Genomic DNA, 18,517 nt, shown 5'->3' with positions numbered 1-18,517 from the left:
GGGGCCGGTATGCCGCCCCCGGAATGTGCTGTGGATAACTGCTATCTGGCATAAGCTTTGGCCATGGGCGATGTCTTGATCATCATGCTGCCCGCCCTCATCCTGGCCGCAGTGCTGTGGGCGGTCTCCGCGGCGCTAAAGCCGCGCAATTTCGGCATCTCCGACGCCGAGCGCTACCAGCTGGAACTGGCCATGCGGTCCCGGGCCCACTACGAAGCGCAGGTCAAGGCCGCCATGGCTGCCCGCGCCCGGGTGGATGCGGCGACGCGGCCCAGCCAGAATGAACAGCAACAGTCGCAACAGGCAGAGCACGCCCGCGCCGGCCGGGGCACCCCCGCCGGCGGCAGTGGCAGTTCCTTTAGCGACGCAGGGCGTCCCGGCTACTTGGGGGCCGTGCTGCCCGGAGGCCAACTGAGTCCTCAATTCACTTTTCAACTCCAGGCCCTGGCCCGCTCCGGCCACAAAGTCCAGGCCATCAAGTTGTTGCGCCAGGCCACGCATGCTGACCTCTTGACCGCCAAGAATTACGTAGATCGGCTGTAGTCCATGGAAGCCCTGCTAGTCCCCCTTCTGATCCTCGTGCTCGTGGGCGTCGTCGTCGTACTCGCCGCCAGGGCGATGGCGCGCCGCCGGCCGCCGCGACTGCAGGACGAGGATCCGCAGCCCATCCGCAATTCAGCAGAGCTGGCGCGCACTGCCGCCGCGAGGCTGGACCAGGAGCAGCACCGCCGCCTGTACGCTCTGATCGCCCAGGGCCAGGCCATGGGCGCGATCAAGCTCTATCTGGAAGCCACCGGAGAAGGGCTCCGCGCCTCCCGGGACGCCGTAGGAGCCCTCGCTGCCCATCCACAGCCGTACCGGCCCCAGCAGGCGCCTGAGGAGCCGGCCGACGACGAGGAGGACGATGCGCCGCAGCGTTTTCCCTACCGGTACCGGGCGATCGCCAGCAAGGGTGACGTCACGCGCGAAGTCAGCAGCAATATGCTCAACGATGAGATATACGGCCGGATCCGCACCCTGGCCCGGAGCGGCGACGCCGAGGGCGCCGCCGCGGCCCTGACCCGGCACTCGGACATCTCGCTCAAGCAGGCCCGCGAATTCATCGCCCTGCTCGAGGACTGACGGGCTGCGGCCGGTAGGCCCGCAGGCCGAACACCTAGCCCGAACAGCACTCCTTTTTGCGCGTCCTAGTTGCGGCCGGAGATCCCTGCGAGCAGCTGTTCAAATGGAAGCGACTCCAGCGGGGCCTGCCGGGACCGCGGTTGCGCGCCTTCGAGCAGACGGCTGAACTCGCCCGCTGCCCGGTCGATCCGTGCGGAGAGGGGCGTTCCGCCGTCGCCGGCCGATCCCCAGTCCTGCGGGCCGGCAAAGACGGCGGTGGCGGCGGTCCGGGTGCGCAGGTAGGTGAAGAGCGGCCGCATCGCGAAGTCCAGCACCATCTGGTGCCGGTCGGTACCCGCCGTGGCACCCAACAGGACCGCCTTACCCTCCAACGATTTGGGATCCAGCACGTCGATGAACGACTTGAACAGGCCGCTGTACGAGGCGCTGAAGACCGGGCTGACGGCAATGATGCCATCCGAGGCCTCGACCCCCGCGATCGCCTCGGCCAGCCGCGGCGCGGCGTATCCGGTCACGAAGTTGTTCGCAATCTCAACAGCCAGGTCCCGCAGTTCGAGGACGTCGACGGTCACGGCATAGCCCGCGGCGGCGAGCTGGCGTTCGGCCGAGGCCGCCAGCTGGTCCGCCAGCAGGCGGCTCGACGACGGGACGCCGAGTCCGGCGGAGAGAACGGTAATGCGACGGGTTTCCACGGTGTGCTCCTGTAGCTGATTCACAGTGTTGCTAACTGTATGCATTTGCATCTACCTGTAGAAGCGGCGGAGCTACGTCTTTATTCCCCTGTTCCCCCGGCATGCCACTGCCCCCGGGCTGACAAGGGCGCCCGGCTCTGTGAGACTTCCCGCATGGTCCCGAATGCAACCCGTAACACGAGCGAAAACAAGACCCAGCCCTCCGGCGCCTCAGTGGAGGCGTTCCTGGCCGCCGTCGAGCATCCCGTCCGACGGCGCGACGGCCTCCGGCTGTTGGCCCTGATGGCCGAAGCGACGGGGCAGGAACCGCAGATGTGGGGCCCGACCATCGTTGGCTTCGGGCGCTATCACTACAAGTACGGGACCGGACGCGAGGGCGACGCCCCCGCCGTCGGTTTTTCGCCGCGCAAGGCGAGTCTTTCGCTCTACGGACTGGGCGGGGGCCCGGCGTCGGGCCCGCTGCTGGCGCGGCTCGGCAAGCACCGGATCGGGGCGGGCTGTCTGTACCTCAACAAGCTCGACGACGTCGACGAGGCGGTGCTCGCCGAGCTGATCCGGGCTGGCTACCGGCACGTCACGACGGTCCTGCACCACGGCTAGCCGGCGTTCAAGCTGAGCCGGTGTTAAAAGCAGAAGCCCCCGCGTCCGGTTCCCAGCGGGAATCCGGAGGCGGGGGCCTCTTGCGCAGTTCAGTCAGTCAGAAAGACTACTTGCCTGAAACTACGTCGAGTTCGATCACAGCGGAAACGTCGTCGTGCAGACGGACGTTGGCCTGGTAGGAACCGGTCGACTTGATGTGAGCCGGCAGTTCAACCTTGCGCTTGTCGATGCGGCCGAGACCGGCAGCCTCAACGGCGTCAGCAACGTCGGCCTGCTTGACGGTGCCAAACAGGCGTCCGGTCTCGCCAGCCTTGACGACGAGCTTGACCGGCTTGGCCTGCAGTGCAGCAGCCTGCTTCTGAGCGTCTTCCAGGGAAGCGTGCTCGCGGGCAACGCGGGCAGCCTTGATGGACTCAACCTGCTTCTCGCCGCCCTTGGACCAGGTCAGGGCGAAGTTGCGGGGCAGCAGGTAGTTACGTGCGTAACCGTCCTTGACCTCGACAACGTCGCCAGCAGCACCGAGACCGGTTACTTCGTGGGTCAGAATGAGCTTTGCCATGTTAGTTAATCCCTTCCCTAGCCGCGGCCAGCGCCGGAGTAAGGCAGCAGAGCAACTTCGCGGGCGTTCTTGATTGCCTGGGCGATTTTGCGCTGTTCCTGCACCGTGACGCCAGTGACGCGACGGGCGCGGATCTTTCCGCGGTCGGAGATGAACTTGCGCAGCAATGCTACGTCCTTGTAGTCGATGACAGTGATGTCAGCGGCCTTCAAGGGGTTGGACTTTGGTTTGGGCTTACGGAGTTCAGCCTTAGCCATCGTGGAGCTCCTATTCGATGGAGCCCGTGGATATTGATCCACGGGATGGTGGTGGTCCGTGCCGTTCGCCGCGCGGGCTGCCATGCGGCTGCCTCGCAGATCCCGACGTCGGACCTTAGATGTTGTTTAGAAGGGAGGTTCGGAATCCGGGCCGTTGCCCCAGCCGCCTGCATTGCTGACCCCGGGCGTGGCCCAGGGGTCGTCCTGCGTTGCGGGCTGGTTGCCGCCCCAGCTTCCGCCGGAGTTGCCACCCTGGTTTCCACCAGAGTTGCCACCGAAGCCGCCGCTGTTGCCGCCGCCAAATCCGCCCTGGCCGCCGCTTCCGGCGCCGGAGCGCTGGGTACGGTTGACCTTGGCGTTGGCGTAGCGCAGGCTGGGGCCGATTTCATCGACCTCAAGCTCGATGACGGTGCGCTTCTCGCCTTCCTTCGTTTCGTAGGAACGACTCTTCAGGCGGCCGGAAACGATCACGCGCATGCCCTTGGTGAGGGACTCGGCGACGTTTTCGGCTGCTTCGCGCCATACCGATGCGCGGAGGAACAGGGTTTCCCCGTCCTTCCATTCATTGGACTGGCGGTCGAAGGTGCGGGGCGTAGAAGCGATGGTGAAGTTCGCTACTGCCGAACCTGACGGTGTGAACCTCAGTTCGGGGTCATTGGTGAGATTACCGATGACCGTAATAGTGGTTTCGCCTGCCATCTACTGCCTCCTTGTTCGTTCCTGCGGGGTTAAAGATTGAGGGGTGGAGCTGATTACTCAGCAACAACCTTCTGCTCTTCGGGGCGGGTGATCTTGGTGCGCATGATGGTCTCATTGAGACTCAGCTGGCGGTCAAGTTCCTTGGCGGTAGCCGGCGCGGCGGTGAAGTTCACCACGGCGTAGATACCTTCGGACTTCTTCTGGATTTCGTAAGCCAGTCGACGACGGCCCCAGATGTCAACCTTTTCGATGGTTCCACCATCGGTGGTGATGACGTTCAGGAACTTCTGAAGCGTTGGCTCAACGGTACGCTCTTCGACCTCGGGGTCGATGATTACCATCAATTCGTAAGGACGCATATGTGAACCCACCTCCTTTGGGCTAAGCGGTTACGGCATTTCCGTAACAGGAGGTTCATTTGCGGTGCTTGCGCGGCACATCGCCCCCGGAACGGAGGCAGGGCGCAGCACAGACTTCAATAGCTTAGTGCATCCGGGCCGGTTTCAGCGATTTCTCTGACTTCAGCCTAGCCGCGGCGCCGCCGCCGGCGAAAGCACTCCTTTGGGGCTGTGGATAACGTCGCAGGCGCCTGTCAGAGCGGGCCTGGCCCGCTAGGAGGCGGTCCGGAAGAACAGCTCGGTGACCGCCGCCAGCCGGCGCGGATCCTCGACGCCGCAGAGTTCGCGCGCGGAGTGCATTGAAAGCAGCGGGACGCCGACGTCGACCGTTCTGATCCCGAGCCGGGTGGCCGTCAACGGGCCGATCGTGGAACCGCACGGCATCACGTTGTTGGAGACGAATTCCTGGTACGGGATCCCGGCATCGGTGCACAGCCGCGCCCACAGCGCCGCGCCGGCGGCGTCCGTGGCGTAGCGCTGGTTGGCGTTGATCTTCAGCAGCGGGCCGCCGTTCAGGGCCGGGCGGTTGGCCGGATCGTGGCGCTCGGGGTAGTTGGGGTGGACGGCGTGGCCGGCGTCGGCAGAAACGCAGAACGACGCCGCGAACGCCTGCCGCCGCTGGCTTGCCGTGGCCCCGAGCCCGTCCGAAATGCGGACCAGGACGTCCTCCAGGATCGGGCCGCAGGCACCGGAGCGCGAGGCGGAGCCGATTTCCTCGTGGTCGAAAGCGGCCAGCACGGCAATCGGGCCGCCAGCCGGGACGGTCCCGGCGGCGTGCGCGATGAGGGCGGCGAGTCCGGCGTGAGCGGCGGAGAGGTTGTCCAGCCGGCCGGAGGCGAAGAACTCATCCTTGGCACCGAACACGGCGGGAGCCTGGGTGTCCGCGATGACGACGTCGTAGCCGCCGATCTGTGCGGGGTCCACGGTTGCGCCGGCCACCCGCTCTGCGAGCAGGCCCAGGAGGTCTGCGCCGGCGGGGTCACCGAGGCCGAAGACCGGGTTCATGTGCTGTTGCTTGTCCAGGACCAGTCCGTCGTTCACCGCGCGGTCAAGGTGGATGGCCAGTTGCGGGAAGCGCAGCAGCGGCCCGGTGGCGGTCAGGTGCTGGGTGCCGTCCAGCATCACCAGCCGGCCGGCGAGCTGCAGTTCCCGGTCCAGCCAGGAGTTGAGCAGCGGACCGCCATATACCTCGACGCCGGCCTGCAGCCAGCCGAATTTACCGGTGGTGGGCTTGGGCTTGAGCTTGAACGACGGCGAATCGGTGTGCGCGCCGAGGATGTTGAAGCCCGTGGTGGGTCCGGCCCCCTCCGGGGTGGCCCAGGCGATGAGGGCGCCGTCGCGGATCACGTAGAACTTACCCGTGGAGGGGACGGCGGGGGTGGGGGCGACGGGGGTGGTCCAGGGCTGCAGCTCGTCGAGGCTGGTAAACCCTGCTTCGTCCAGCCGACGGGCCGCCTCGTGGACTGCGTGGAAGCTCGACGGCGACGCGCTGACGTACGCGCCGAGGTCCTGGATGTGGTCTGCGGCTGTGGCGGAGGAAGGCATGGCTCCGAGTCTAGTGCGGCGGTTACACCGCCACGGCGAGCCCGCTCCTGGCCCCGCCAGACTTCCAACGCCGGACATGCCCTCCTCCCGGACCCAGGACTGGACATGCTCCCCGCAGCCCCCGGACATGCCCTCCTCCCGGACCCAGGACTGGACATGCTCCCTCAGCCCGCCGGACATGCCCAGCCCTGGGTTCGGCGGATGGACATAGTGGCACTATGTCCATCGCTGGTCGCCGGCGTGGGGCATGTCCGGGGGCTGAGTGGGGCATGTCCGGTGGCGCGGAGTGGGTGCGGTGCGGGTCGCGTGCTGCGCGTGCTGCGGGAGGGCCTTACGACGCCGGGCCGACGCCTGCGGAAACGCCCTCACTTGCTGTGTCCTCGCCGGCGGCGTCGACGTCGGACCGACGTCGTCCGGCCGGCACGCGCGTGCCGGCGCCCGGAGCGGCGCCATTCCTGCGGTAGCGCCAGAGCCCGATGCCGACCACAATCGCGGCGAGGGCCAGGGAGAGCAGCAGCGACTCTCGCGTGGTATCCAGGACCACCATGCCCACCAGCAACGCGACGATGCTGATGATCGCCACCCAGGTCAGGTACGGGAAGAGCCACATTTTCAGCTGCAGCTCCCGGGCTCCGGCGCCCATCCGGCGCCGGAGAATCAGCTGGGATACGGAAATGACCAGCCAGACGAACAAGGCAATCGCGCCCGAGGTGTTGACCAGGAACAGGAAGACGGTGTCGGGGGCGATGTAGTTCAGACCCACGGTGACAAAGCCGACCACCGTGGAGGCCAGGACCGCGGCGGCGGGCACGCCGCGCTTGGAGATCCGCATCCAGGAGCGGGGCGCGTCGCCGCGGCGGGAGAGCGAGAAGAGCATGCGGCTGGCCGTGTAGAGCCCCGAGTTGAGGCAGGACAGCACGGAGGTCAGCACGACGACGTCCATGATGGTGCCGGCGCCGGGGATCCCGAAGAGTTCGATCACGGCGACGTACGGGCTCTTCGCCACGGAGGCGGAGTTCCAGGGCAGCAGGGTCACCACGATGGCGATGGAGCCGATGTAGAACACAAGAATGCGCCAGACCGTGGACTTCACGGCCTTCTTGACGGCATCGACCGGGTTCTCGGATTCGCCGGCGGCGATGGTCGCAATTTCGGCGCCGAAGAAGGAGAACACGACCACCAGGATGCCGGCCAGCACCGCGCCCGGACCGTTGGGCATGAAACCGCCCTTGCCGGTGAGGTTATCCAGGCCCGGGGCCGGGACGCCGGGAATCAGGCCGAGGATGGCGGCGACGCCGAACAACAGGAACAGCACGATCGCGGCCACCTTGATGGAGGCAAACCAGAATTCGAACTCGCCGTACGATTTCACCGAACCGAGGTTGGTGAGGGTGAGCAGCACCATCAGGGCCAGCGCCCAGACCCACTGGTCGATGCCTGGCACCCACCGGTGCATGATGGCAGCGCCCGCCGTGGCCTCGATGCCGAGGACAATGATCCAGAACCAGGCATAGAGCCAGCCGATGCTGAAGCCGGCCCAGCGGCCCAGCGCCTTGTCGGCGTAGGTGGAGAACGAACCGGTTTCCGGGTTGGCGGCCGCCATTTCGCCGAGCATTCGCATGACGAGGATGACCACGAGGCCGGCCGCCAGGTAGGCGACGAGGATGCCAGGGCCGGCCTGCTGGATGGCGGCACCGGAGCCGACAAAGAGCCCTGCGCCAATGACGCCGGCAATAGCGATCATGGACAGATGGCGGGGTTTCAGGGATTTGGAAAGTTGCTGGTCAGCCTGCATTAAGCGCCGTCCTTAGTGGGTGGTGTCGGCCCGGGCCCCGCGCCAGGCACGACCCCGGAGGGATGTGCAGGCACGGATGTGTTGCGGACCACAGTGTCGTTTCACCCTAGACCGCAACTTAAGGACGCCGTCCTGTGCAATCCCACAGATTACGCCTCCAGATTTCGGGCGCAACTCCAACGCGAGGGCTCCCAGGGCACAGTCTGTTGCCTCACGGACAATTCTGAAATGCGTCGGAAACCACTAACGGGAAACCGCCCCGCCGGGTCAGTAGTCCGGGTTGCTGGGTACCACCAGGCCCGTTTCGTAGGCGTACACCACGGCCTGGACCCGGTCCCGGAGCTGCAGCTTGTTCAGGATGCGCCGCACGTGGGTTTTCACGGTCGCCTCCGACAGGAAGTACCGGTGCGCGATTTCCGCGTTGGACAGGCCCTCGGAAATGGCCTCCAGCATCTCGGTCTCGCGCGGGGTGAGATCCTCCAGCAGGGGATCCCTGCCCGTCCGGGCACCGGGGGAGGGCGGCGACGGAGCGGCGCCGTCGTCGGCCGGCCGGCCGCTGCGCACGTACGTCTCCAGCAGCCGCTGCGTGATGCGCGGCGCCACGACGGCGTCGCCGCGGGCCACGACCCGGACGGCGCTGACCAGCTCCGCGGGCGCCACATCCTTGAGCAGGAACGCGGAGGCCCCGGCCTGCAGCCCGGCGAAGGCGTACTCGTCGAGGTCGAAGGTGGTCAGGATGATGATCCGGGCCGCCGACCCGCTGGAAGAGATGGCCCGCGTCGCTTCGATTCCATCGAGTACGGGCATCTGCACATCCATCAGCACGACGTCGGGCCGCAGCTCGGCCACCCGGCGTACAGCCTCGGCGCCCTCGGAGGCCTCGCCGACAACGCACAGCTCATCCTCGCCTTCGAGGATCAGCCGGAACCCCATCCGGAGCAGGGGCTGGTCATCGACCAGCAGGATGCGGATCGGTCCGGATTCACTCATCGGTTCTCCTTCTCTCCATTGCAGCTCAAGACGGCGCGCACCAGCCAGCCGCCGTTCGCGGCCGGGCCGGCTTCCACGCCGCCGGCGTAGATCCGGGTGCGTTCCCGCATGCCCGGGACGCCTTGGCCGGAGCCGAGCGGCACCGCGGCGGGCTCAAGGCTTCCCTTGCCGTCATCCTGCACCTCGATGCTGACGGTATCGCCCGTCCGGGCAATCCTGACATCCACACGGCCCAGGGACCGGCCGTAGCGCAGCACGTTGGTCAGGGACTCCTGCACAATCCGGTACACCGTCAGCAGGAACGCGGTATCTTCCGGGAGCGCGGGTCCGGTGTGCGAGTAGTGCAGCGGCAGCCCCGCCGTACGGAATCCCGCCAGCAGCCTGGCCAGGGCGTCGGCGCTCACGAGCGGCTCCCGGGAGGCGGGTCCGTTGGCGGAGTCATCGCGCAGGACGCCGAGCACCCGGCGCATGTCCGCCATCGCCGTCCGGCCCGTGCGGGACAGCTCGCCCAGGACGGCGGCGGCCCGTTCCGGATCCCTTTCGAGGACGACGGCGGCGCCGTCGGACAGGCTGACCATCACGGTGAGCGAATGGGCCACGACGTCGTGCATCTCGCGGGCGATCCGGTTGCGTTCGTTCACGGAGCCAAGCTGCGCCGTCGTCGCGGCCCACGCCGTGATCTCCTGCTCGTGTTCGCGCCGCTGGCGGACAGAGATGCCGATGCCGGCCGCAATGACGTTGGAGAGGCTGACGCCAAGCCCGGCGGCGATGCTGGCGACCAGCTGGAAGTTGGCCGGCGCGCTGTCCGCCAGGGCAGGCAGGCGTCCGTCCAACGGTCCGGCCGCCAGCATCAAGTACAGCACCGCCAGCGGCGCCGTCGAAAGGGCCAGTGCGATCAGGGTGAAGCGCCGGGGGCGGGCCACGGCGACCGAGTAAAGCGCAAACCATAGTCCGGCCGAGGCGTTGGACCCCCACGGATGCAGCGAGCACACCCAGAGTTCCAGGACAGCGACGGCCAGCAACACCGGGACCGGGTGCGAGCGGCGGAAGAGCAGCGCTGCTGCCGCGCCGACGAGCAGGACCACCACCGGCCAGGTCCCGCCGCGCACGGACTCCACCGCCGTCGGCGTGACCAGGACCAGGTAGGCGAGCACCACAATGGCGTTCGTCACCCGGGGGCGACGGAACAGGAAGCGGCGCAGCCGGCCGCGGCGTCGGGCCGTGATTTCGGCGAAGGACGCGCCGGCTTGGGCGGCCGGCGCGTCCTCGAGGGGTCCTGCATCAATCATGTTCTGAGCCTAGGCGCTGCCTGCTAGACGTCCCGCTTCTTGAGCAGGATGCCAGCCAGCAGCAGGGGGATGATGACCCAGGCGCCCAGGACCAGGGCAGCCTGCCAGGCTTCCAGCGTGTCCGGAACGTGTTCCGCGGCAGTCATCGGTGCGAGCGTGTTGTCGGGGATGAATTTCCGGAGTTCCTTGACGAAGTCGCCCTGGATGATTTGCAGCGCGATCGGCAGCACAAAGAAGATGCCCACCAGGCTCATGATGCCGCCGGCGGAGTTCCGGATCAGGGCACCGAGGGCCATCCCGATCGCGGCGACGGCGGCAACGTAAGCGCTGTTGATCAGCAGGGTCCGGTAGTAGTGCCCACTGGAGACGTCGAGGGTGTGGCCGTACTGGTCCAGGATCGGCACGGCCACCAGGCCGGCGAGGTAGAGCGACAGTGCCGTGACCAGAAAGGCGGACACCACCACGACGAGGAGCTTGGCCGCGAAGGCAGGGATCCGCTTCGGGACGGCGGTGAACGTAGACCGTGCCATTCCCGTGGTGAACTCGGAGCTGATGATCAGCACGGCCAGCGATCCAAGGATCAGCTGCGCGAACGAAATGCCGGCGCTGGGAGCCGAGGCGGCAATGTCGCCCTGGGCCGCCAGTGCGGCGGACCGCTGCGGATTCGCGTTGGAGGCCTGCAGCGCCTGGCCGATCCCCCAGGCCGCGAGGGCACCGACCCCCACAATGACGGCGACTGTGGCGCCGAGCAGGATCAGGGTGGACAGCAGGGTACGGAACTTGATGAATTCGGAGTTGAGGACCCGCAGGAAGCTCGGGCCCGGGCCGTTGCTGAGGCCGTCGCCGGTCCGGTCACTGCCCGTGCCGGCGTGCGCACCGCGGCGCGACGGAGTGGATTCGAGAGTGGTTGAGCTCATGGCTTAGTTGCCTCCGGACTCGACAGGTGCCGGGGCGCCCGTGGTGATCAGCGAGTGGTATTCGACCTCATCCTTGGTCAGCTCCATGTAGGCCTCCTCTAGGCTGGCCTGGAGCGGGGTGAGTTCATAGATCATGACGTGGTTGTCAAGGGCGGTGCGGGCGATCTGCCGCGGGTCCAGCCCGGTGACTTCGAGAAGTTCGTTCTCCCGCGCCTCGACGGAGACGCCGGCGCCGGCCAGCAGGCGCATCAGGTGGTCGGGCTGGTCGGTGCGGACCCGGGTGCGGCCCTGACCGTTGCCCGTGATGATGTCCTGGATCGGGGCGTCGGCGATGATGCGGCCACGGCCGATCACGATCAGGTGGTCCGCGGTGACGGCCATTTCGCTCATCAGGTGGCTGGACAGAAACACCGTGCGGCCTTCGGAGGCGAGGTACTTCACCAGGTTGCGGACCCAGACCACGCCTTCCGGGTCCAGTCCGTTGACCGGCTCGTCCAGGATGATGGTCTGCGGGTCGCCGAGCAGCGCCGCGGCGATCCCCAGCCGCTGGCCCATGCCGAGCGAGAATCCGCCCACCTTTTTCCGGGCCACCTCGGCCAGGCCGGTCATCTCGATGACTTCGTTCACACGCTTCTTGGGGATGCTGTGTGTGGCGGCCATGGCCAGCAGGTGGTTGTAGGCCGAGCGGCTGGTGTGGACTGCTTTGGCGTCCAGCAGGGCGCCCACGTCGCGCAGCGGCGCATGGTGCCGGTCGAACGGGACGCCGTTGACGGTGACGGAGCCCGACGTCGGTCGGTCCAGGCCCATGATCATGCGCATGGTGGTGGACTTGCCGGCGCCGTTGGGACCCAGGAAACCGGTGACCCGGCCGGCTTCGACGGTGAAATTGACTCCGGTGACGGCGGCTTTTTCGCCGTACACCTTGGTCAGGCCTCGTGCTTCGATCATGGAAGCGTTCCTTTGCGTTGCGTGCGGTTGTGTACGCACCACGCTACCGGCGGGAGCCGGTGAATTCGCCGCTCTCAGGGATGATTCAGGGGCGAATCAGGGTAATCCGCGGGGATGACGGCGGGTCAGTCCTGCGGCTCCGGTGTGTAGTACACCAGTCCGCCGGGCAGCACCGAGAACTCCACGGCGCGGACGCCGGGCATGACTTCGCCGTCCACCGCCAGCACCATCGAAGAGTCCCCCGGTTCCACCCGGATCCGGGTGGCTTCGCGCAGGTGCGTGATCCGCGAGGTCGCCACGGTCCCGGTCAGCACGGACCACAGCAGGCGCAGGCGGGCAAATGACTCGTCAGCGGTGATCATCCGCAGGTCCAGCACGCCGTCGTCCAGTACCGGCCGGGCCAGGGGCGCATGGTCACGCGGGTAGTAGCGCCCGCGGCCAACGTAGAGGATCCAAAGCTTGTGCCGCACGCCGTCCACGATCAAGGTGCTGGGTGTGCCCGCGGCGAAGGTCCGGAACATCGCGATGACCCCGGCCAGCGGTTTCCCCAGCGCCGGCTGGAGGTGCTCCCGCCGGCGCACCAGGTTGGGATACAGGCCGATGCTGGCCGTGTTCAGCATGGTCAGTTCCAGCTGCTCCGGGCTGTCCGGCAGCCCGCGTTCGAGTTTCACGTGACCAAGGTCCGCACGCGCCGCCTGCCCCTTGTCGGCCGCGTCGACGGCGGCCTGCAAGGTGGGGGTGCCGGCGTCCCGGGCGAAGTGGTTCAGCGTTCCGCCGGGCAACACCAGGAGCGGGAGGGAATGCTCGACGGCGGCCGCCGCGGCGGTGCCCACGGTGCCGTCTCCGCCCCAGACGCCGAGCGCGACGACGCCGGGCCGGGTCGCCACCGCTGCAATTTCAGCCGCGACGTCATCGTCCGGACCGATCTCCTTTATATGCGCCTGGGGGAATACTTTTTGCAGGGCGTCGGCGGTTTCGGCCGAGTAGGACCCGCCCAGCGTGTTGACGGCGATGCCGAGTCCCTCGCCGCCGGGCAGCGGGGCGGCCTCGACCGGGGTGCGCCGGACCGCGGGGAACGGCGGACGGACCGGCCACCACTTCCGCGTCACCAGGGCCGCGCCGGCCCCGATCGCCGAGCCGAAGAAGACGTCCGTGGGCCAGTGCGCCCCGGTGTGGACCCTGGAATAGGCCACTCCGGCGGCGACCGGCGCCAGCGCGACGCCCAGTGCCGGGCGGACCAGCCCCACGCCGACGGCAAAGGCGGCGGCCGACGCGGAGTGCCCCGAGGGCATGGAGGAACTGGTGGGCTGCGGGTTGACGAAGCGGAAGACGGGCAGGTGTTCGGGCAGCGGCCGGGCGCGCGGCAGCAGGGACTTGAAGACCAGGTTGGTCACGGCGGACGCCGCTCCCTGGGCCAGGACGCCGTGCAGGGCCGCGCGCCTGGTCTTGCCTGGGACGAGGGCCATCACCGCGGCAATGCCGAGCCAGAGCTTGCCCTGGTCGGCGGCCGAGGAGAGCCTCCGGAAGAAGTCGTCATGGCTCCCGCCGGGCAGCCGGGAGACGGAGCGGACCAGTTTCCGGTCCAGCTTCTCCAGCCGGCCAGGGGCGTTTCTCAGCATGCTTCGCATTTCCCCACCCTACTGCGGGGCGCCGCCGGGCAAAGGCAGTGACCCGGGTGCCGGGTCCCTCGGCTGCTCAGTGGGCGCGCACAGGCCTCGCGGCGCCGGCGAGCAGCAGGGCAACCAGAATGGGCGCCCCGATGGCGAGCAGCGCCAGCCGGATCCCGGTCAGGTCGCCGAGGTAGCCCAGCAGGGGCGGCCCGGCCAGGAATGCGATGTAGCCCAGGGTCGACACGACGGACACCCGCGCCGCGGCGTGCTTGGGGTCATCGGCTGCGGCGGACATGCCCATCGGGAAGGCGAGGGCCGCTCCCACGCCCCAGAGCGCCGCGCCGGCGGTGGCGAGCCACAGGTTGCCGGCAAAGACGAAGAAGACCAGCCCTGCCGCGGCCGCGGCCATGCTGGCCCGCAGCACCGCCACCCGGCCGTACACATCGATCGCCCGGCCGCCGAAGAAGCGCATGGCGGTCATCGCCAGCACGAAGGCGGCAAACAGCAGGGCTCCGGTGGACTGCTCGGCACCCAGCCCGTCGACCGCCGCCTTGGCGATCCAGTCGTTGCCGGCACCCTCGGTCAGGGTGGCGCCCAGGACGACGACGCCGAGCAGCAACGTCCGGCTGTCCCGCCAGGCGGAGCCGGTCCGCGGCGCCTTGGCCCCGCCGTCGGCCGGAGCAGGCTCCGGCACATGCGGCAGGAAATAGCGGGGCGCCACCAGCGCAGCCACGACGACGACGCCGGCGATGACCAGCAGGTGCACCGGGAGCCCGACGTCGATCCGGGACAGGCCGGCGCCGATGAGCGCACCCACGAAGGCGCCGCCGCTGTACGCGGCGTGGAACTGCGGCATGATGGTGCGGCCCAGTCGGTGTTCGACGTCCGCGCCCTCGATGTTCTGCGAGACGTCCCAGAGACCGATGCCAATGCCAAAGAAGAAGAGCGATACTGCGGTTCCGACGATCGAACCGCCGTTAAGGGACAAGGCGATTCCCACACCGGCGGCCGCTGCCAGCAGGCCGGCCGCGCGGACGGTGTTGCCTGTCCCCAGCCGGCCCACTACCCAGCCCGCCGTCGGCAGCGCAATCAGCGAACCCACGGCGACGCAGAGCAGCAGGGTTCCCATCTCTCCCGACGTGATGTGCAGGATTTCGGTGACCGCCGGGATGCGTGCGGCCCAGCTTGCGAAGACAAGGCCGTTGATCCCGAAGATCAGGAAGGTCGCCCCGGCGGCGGCCTGCAGCCTGGGGGCCGTTGCGGTACCGGTCATCGGATCACTGCTTCCGCTGCTTGTTGTGCGCGTTCTTCATGTTCTCCAAATTAACGGGCCCGCTCGACGCGTTTCTCATCCCAGACCGGTTCGGCCGATTCATAGACCTTGCCGTCGGAGCCGAAGACCAGGAAGCGGTCGAAGGTGCGGGCGAACCAGCGGTCGTGGGTCACGGCCAGGACCGTGCCCTCGAAGTGGTCGATGGCCCGTTCCAGCGCCTCGGCCGAGTGCAGGTCCAGGTTGTCCGTCGGTTCGTCGAGCAGCAGCAGGGTCGCGCCGGAGAGCTGCAGCAGCAGGATCTGGAACCGGGCCTGCTGGCCGCCGGAGAGGGACTCGTACTTTTGTTCCGACTGCGCAGCCAGGCCGTAACCGTCGAGGGCGCCGGCGGCGGCTTCGCGGCCCAGCCCGGACCGGTGCTCGTCGCCGCGGTGCAGGATCTCCAGCAGGGTCTTGCCCAGCAGGTCGGGCCGGACGTGCGTCTGCGCGAAGAAACCGGGACGGATCCGGGCCCCGAGTTTCACGGTGCCCTCGTGCGGGACTTCGGCGATCTCGACGTCGGATACGGGCAGGTGCTCCCGTTCCGGGTCGGTCCCGCCGGTGGCGAGCAGGCGCAGGAAGTGGCTCTTGCCGGAGCCGTTGGAGCCGAGGACGCCCACCCGGTCGCCGAACCAGACCTCGGTGGAGAAGGGCCTCATCAGCCCGGTCAGCTCCAGCTTCTCCGCCACGATGGCGCGCTTGGCCGTGCGGCCGCCCTTCAGCCGCATCTGGACGTTCTGCTCAATCGGCAGCGCCTCGGGCGGCCCGGCCTCGAGGAACTTCGCCAGCCGGGTCTGCGCCGCGTGGTACCGGTTGGCCATGTCGGAACGGAACGCGGCCTTGTTCTTGTACATGTTGACGAGTTCCTTGAGCTTGACGTGCTCCTCGTCCCAACGCTTGCGCAGCTCCTCGAAACGGGCGTTCCGGTCCGCGCGGGCGTCCACGTAGGAGCCGAAGCCGCCGCCGTGGATCCACGCGCCGGCGCCGTTGATGCCCGGCTCCAGGGTCACGATGCGGCCGGCGGCGTTGTTCAGCAGTTCGCGGTCATGGCTGATGAACAGCACGGTCTTCTTGGATTCGTTGAGCTTCGCCTCGAGCCAGCGCTTGCCGGGGACGTCCAGGTAGTTGTCCGGCTCGTCGAGCAGCAGCAGTTGGTCGGGTCCGGCGAACAGCGCCTCCAGCACCAGCCGCTTCTGTTCGCCGCCGGAGAGGCTCGACGCCGGCCGGTGCTGCGCGCGGTCAAAGGGCAGTCCGAGGGCGGCCATGCACACCTCGTCCCAGACGGTCTCAACGTCGTAACCGCCGGCGTCGCCCCAGTCCACGATGGCCTGCGCGTACGCCATCTGGGTGGGCTCGTCGTCGTGCTCGATCATGGCCAGCTCCGACTCGTCGACGGCCCGGGCGGCGGCCGCCAGGGCCGGCGGCGCGGCCGAGACCAGCAGGTCCCGGACAGTCGATTCGTCCCGGACCTGGCCGACGAACTGGCGCATAATGCCCATGTTGCCGGAGCGGCCGACGACGCCTTCGTCCGGGACGAGGTCACCGGAGATGATCCGGAACAGCGTGGTCTTGCCCGTCCCGTTCGGTCCGATCAGCGCCGTCTTGGTGCCGTCGGGGACCTTGAACGTCACCCCGTTGAGCAGCTGGGTGCCGTCGGAGAGGAAGTAGTCGATGCCGGAAACGTCAATATGGGCCACTGTGCAATCTTCCCATGGCAGGTGCGGGCCGGCCCGCGGAACGCCTGACTCAGCCGGCGGCGGTGAGGAACTCCTTGAGCAGCGGCCCGGACGTGGTGGCGCCGAGGCCGCCGTCCTCGACAAAAACGGCCACCGCGAGGTCGCCGTGCACGGCCACGATCCATGCATGGGTCTTGGGCGGATCCTCCTTACCGAACTCCGCCGTCCCGGTTTTGGCGCCCACGGGCGCGCCGGGCACCGAGGCGAGGAAGCCGGCGTGCCCGGAGGTCACCACGGCGCGCATCATGTCAGCCAGGGGTGCCGCTTCCGCGGCCGTAAGGGGGGTGCCGGCGGACTTCGCGGGGGCGGGGGCCGACGACGACGGTTCCGCGGTCGGTCCGGCCGTCGGGGTGGCGCTTCCCGCCGCCGCGGCGTTGGGATTGAGCACCAGCGACGGCGAAACCGGCGCCCCCTTGGCCACCGAGCCGGCCATGACGGCGGCGGCGAGCGGGGACATCAGTACCTTGCCCTGGCCGATCATCGAGGCCGCGTGCTCGGTACCGGAGGCATCGCCCGGGACCGAGCCGAGGAACGCGGCGGCGCCCAGGCCCGGCGCGTCCACGGCGACGCCCAGGGAAGTGGCGGCGGCTTCCTGTTGGGCCTGGCTGACCTGGTCCCGGGCATTGATGAACGCGGTGTTGCAGGAATGGGCGAAGGCATCCCGCAGCGTCACGGAGCCCAGCGACGACGCCGGATAGCCCTCGGCGTTTTTGAAGGTGCGGCCGTCCACCGTGAGGGTGGCGGGGCAGTCCACCTTGGAATCCGGGGTCATGCCGTTGCGGAACATGGCCAGCGAGTCAACGATCTTGAAGATCGATCCCGGGGCGTATTGGCCCAGCATGGCCGTGTCGTAGCCGTTGCTGCCCGGCCCGGACGCGGCGGCCAGGACCGACCCGCTGGAGGGCCGGAGGGCGACGATCGCCGATGCCGGGCCTACCTTGGCCAGGATGTCCTCGGCCAGTTGCTGAAGTCTCGGGTCCAGGGTGGTCTTCAGCGGGGTTCCAGGCTTCATCGCTTCCTGGAAGAGGACGCGGCGGCCGCCGTTGAGCTGGGCCTTGCGTTGTTCCGCGGTGAGGCCCGCCGTCTGGGCGAAGACCTGGACGCCGTCGGTGCCGCGCAGCTGGGCGTCATACTGCTGCTGCAGACCACCGGTGCCCGTGATGTCACCGGCCTGGAGCGAACCCCCGGATTTCTCGATCTGTTCGGCGCTGGCCTCAGCCGCCGTGCCCAGCAGTGCGCGGGCGAAGGTGCGGGTCGGCGCCAGCGGCAGGGAATCGGCGATGGCCCGAGCGCCGGGAACCGCCGCGATCTGCTCGTCCGTGACGGTCCGGCCGTCCTGGCGCAGGGTGATGGCGGCGACAAACGCTTCGGGGCCGGCGGCCTGCACTTGCTGGGTGAACCCGGCTGGGTCGGCGCCCACCAGCTGCGCAAGCTTGGCGGCGGAGGCGGCAGGGTCAGCCGATCCCAGCCGCGGCTTGTCGATTCCGACGTGAACCACCGGCCGGTAGGTGACCAGCTTCGCGTCGCCGGAGCCCAGGATCTCGGCCCGCTGCGGAGCCTCAGTTGAGGTAGCGAGGATTTCGTTCTCGGCCAGTTCGGGCACCAGGGTGGCCGGATTCCATGCCGTCAGCCATTTGTCGCCGGACTTCTTCAAGTGCGCGGAGGTGGTGTATTTCCATTCGGCGGCGCCGATCTTCCAGCTGTAGTTCAGCGGGACCGTCGCGGTGTCCGCATCCAGCGTCAGTTCTCCGGTTTCCACGGCGGGCTTCGCCGGGTCCAGCCCCTTGAACACCGCCTTGAGCTGTTCGTTGGCGGCGGCGGAGTCCTTCCCGTCGAACGGGACGGCGCCGACGTCGAGTGCGGCAACCGCGGACGCGAACCGCTTCGCGGCGTCCTGCGCGCCGGTCCGGCCGTCGTCGCAAGCTACCAGCGAAGCGCCGAGGATGAGGCCAACCAGGCCAAGTGAGAGCTTTTGAATATTCCCCATTCGCGTCATTATGCCCTGTACCGCGGACTACCCCGTGTCACGGCAGGCCCCACAGCCGTGACAG

General features: G+C 68.2%; 18 protein-coding genes. 3 read left to right on the top strand and 15 right to left on the bottom strand.

Annotated elements, in window-relative coordinates:
* The first annotated feature begins 63 nt into the window (after window positions 1-63).
* Complete coding sequence (locus AC1DGI_RS04045) at window positions 64-543, top strand: hypothetical protein (RefSeq protein WP_476897860.1); 480 nt, start codon at window positions 64-66, stop codon at window positions 541-543.
* 3 nt (window positions 544-546) lie between these two features.
* A complete protein-coding gene (locus AC1DGI_RS04040) occupies window positions 547-1,122 on the top strand; it encodes a hypothetical protein (RefSeq protein ID WP_476897859.1) in 576 nt (191 codons plus the stop codon).
* A 65-nt stretch (window positions 1,123-1,187) separates the two neighbouring features.
* Here AC1DGI_RS04040 and AC1DGI_RS04035 read toward each other — a convergent pair whose 3' ends face one another.
* Window positions 1,188-1,814: an FMN reductase gene (locus tag AC1DGI_RS04035; RefSeq protein WP_476897953.1), complete on the bottom strand. Its 627-nt coding sequence runs from the start codon at window positions 1,812-1,814 to the stop codon at window positions 1,188-1,190.
* Window positions 1,815-1,967: 153 nt separating this feature from the next.
* On the opposite strand from AC1DGI_RS04035, the gene AC1DGI_RS04030 reads away from it, so the two are divergent.
* A complete protein-coding gene (locus AC1DGI_RS04030; RefSeq protein ID WP_476897858.1) occupies window positions 1,968-2,414 on the top strand; it encodes a DUF1801 domain-containing protein in 447 nt (148 codons plus the stop codon).
* 106 nt (window positions 2,415-2,520) lie between these two features.
* Here the strand turns inward: AC1DGI_RS04030 and rplI are convergent, their stop codons facing one another.
* The 14 genes from rplI to AC1DGI_RS03960 form a co-directional block, all read right to left on the bottom strand.
* Entirely contained in the window at window positions 2,521-2,973 is a 453-nt protein-coding gene (gene rplI, locus AC1DGI_RS04025; protein ID WP_354235334.1) for a 50S ribosomal protein L9, read from the bottom strand.
* A 17-nt stretch (window positions 2,974-2,990) separates the two neighbouring features.
* Window positions 2,991-3,230 (bottom strand): 30S ribosomal protein S18, encoded by a 240-nt coding sequence (gene rpsR, locus AC1DGI_RS04020; RefSeq protein WP_003800144.1) that lies wholly within the window; start codon window positions 3,228-3,230, stop codon window positions 2,991-2,993.
* A gap of 126 nt (window positions 3,231-3,356) precedes the next feature.
* On the bottom strand, window positions 3,357-3,929 hold the full coding sequence (locus tag AC1DGI_RS04015; RefSeq protein WP_441400297.1) for a single-stranded DNA-binding protein: 573 nt from the start codon (window positions 3,927-3,929) through the stop codon (window positions 3,357-3,359).
* 53 nt (window positions 3,930-3,982) lie between these two features.
* Window positions 3,983-4,288 (bottom strand): 30S ribosomal protein S6, encoded by a 306-nt coding sequence (gene rpsF, locus AC1DGI_RS04010; protein WP_441400299.1) that lies wholly within the window; start codon window positions 4,286-4,288, stop codon window positions 3,983-3,985.
* Window positions 4,289-4,540: 252 nt separating this feature from the next.
* Window positions 4,541-5,872: a M18 family aminopeptidase gene (locus tag AC1DGI_RS04005; protein WP_441400301.1), complete on the bottom strand. Its 1,332-nt coding sequence runs from the start codon at window positions 5,870-5,872 to the stop codon at window positions 4,541-4,543.
* A 331-nt stretch (window positions 5,873-6,203) separates the two neighbouring features.
* On the bottom strand, window positions 6,204-7,667 hold the full coding sequence (locus tag AC1DGI_RS04000) for an amino acid permease (protein ID WP_476897857.1): 1,464 nt from the start codon (window positions 7,665-7,667) through the stop codon (window positions 6,204-6,206).
* A gap of 267 nt (window positions 7,668-7,934) precedes the next feature.
* Entirely contained in the window at window positions 7,935-8,657 is a 723-nt protein-coding gene (locus AC1DGI_RS03995; RefSeq protein WP_476897856.1) for a response regulator, read from the bottom strand.
* Window positions 8,654-9,946 carry a sensor histidine kinase gene (locus tag AC1DGI_RS03990; RefSeq protein ID WP_476897855.1) on the bottom strand — a complete coding sequence of 431 codons (1,293 nt, stop codon included), beginning with the start codon at window positions 9,944-9,946 and terminating at the stop codon, window positions 8,654-8,656. Before AC1DGI_RS03990 ends, AC1DGI_RS03995 begins: the two co-directional genes overlap by 4 nt.
* 23 nt (window positions 9,947-9,969) lie before the next feature.
* Window positions 9,970-10,863 (bottom strand): ABC transporter permease, encoded by an 894-nt coding sequence (locus tag AC1DGI_RS03985; RefSeq protein WP_441403323.1) that lies wholly within the window; start codon window positions 10,861-10,863, stop codon window positions 9,970-9,972.
* A gap of 3 nt (window positions 10,864-10,866) precedes the next feature.
* A complete protein-coding gene (locus AC1DGI_RS03980) occupies window positions 10,867-11,811 on the bottom strand; it encodes an ABC transporter ATP-binding protein (protein ID WP_476897854.1) in 945 nt (314 codons plus the stop codon).
* 125 nt (window positions 11,812-11,936) lie between these two features.
* Entirely contained in the window at window positions 11,937-13,439 is a 1,503-nt protein-coding gene (locus tag AC1DGI_RS03975; protein ID WP_476897853.1) for a phosphatase PAP2 family protein, read from the bottom strand.
* A gap of 67 nt (window positions 13,440-13,506) precedes the next feature.
* Complete coding sequence (locus AC1DGI_RS03970) at window positions 13,507-14,694, bottom strand: MFS transporter (protein ID WP_441402191.1); 1,188 nt, start codon at window positions 14,692-14,694, stop codon at window positions 13,507-13,509.
* Between the two features lie 50 nt (window positions 14,695-14,744).
* Window positions 14,745-16,427, bottom strand: a complete 1,683-nt coding sequence (locus AC1DGI_RS03965) for an ABC-F family ATP-binding cassette domain-containing protein (RefSeq protein WP_476897852.1) — start codon at window positions 16,425-16,427, stop codon at window positions 14,745-14,747.
* 49 nt (window positions 16,428-16,476) lie between these two features.
* Window positions 16,477-18,453 (bottom strand): penicillin-binding transpeptidase domain-containing protein, encoded by a 1,977-nt coding sequence (locus AC1DGI_RS03960; protein WP_476897851.1) that lies wholly within the window; start codon window positions 18,451-18,453, stop codon window positions 16,477-16,479.
* Window positions 18,454-18,517: the final 64 nt, after the last annotated feature.

Source organism: Arthrobacter sp. 05N428_2, assembly GCF_056397065.1.
This window is presented reverse-complemented; position numbering and strand designations above follow the sequence as displayed.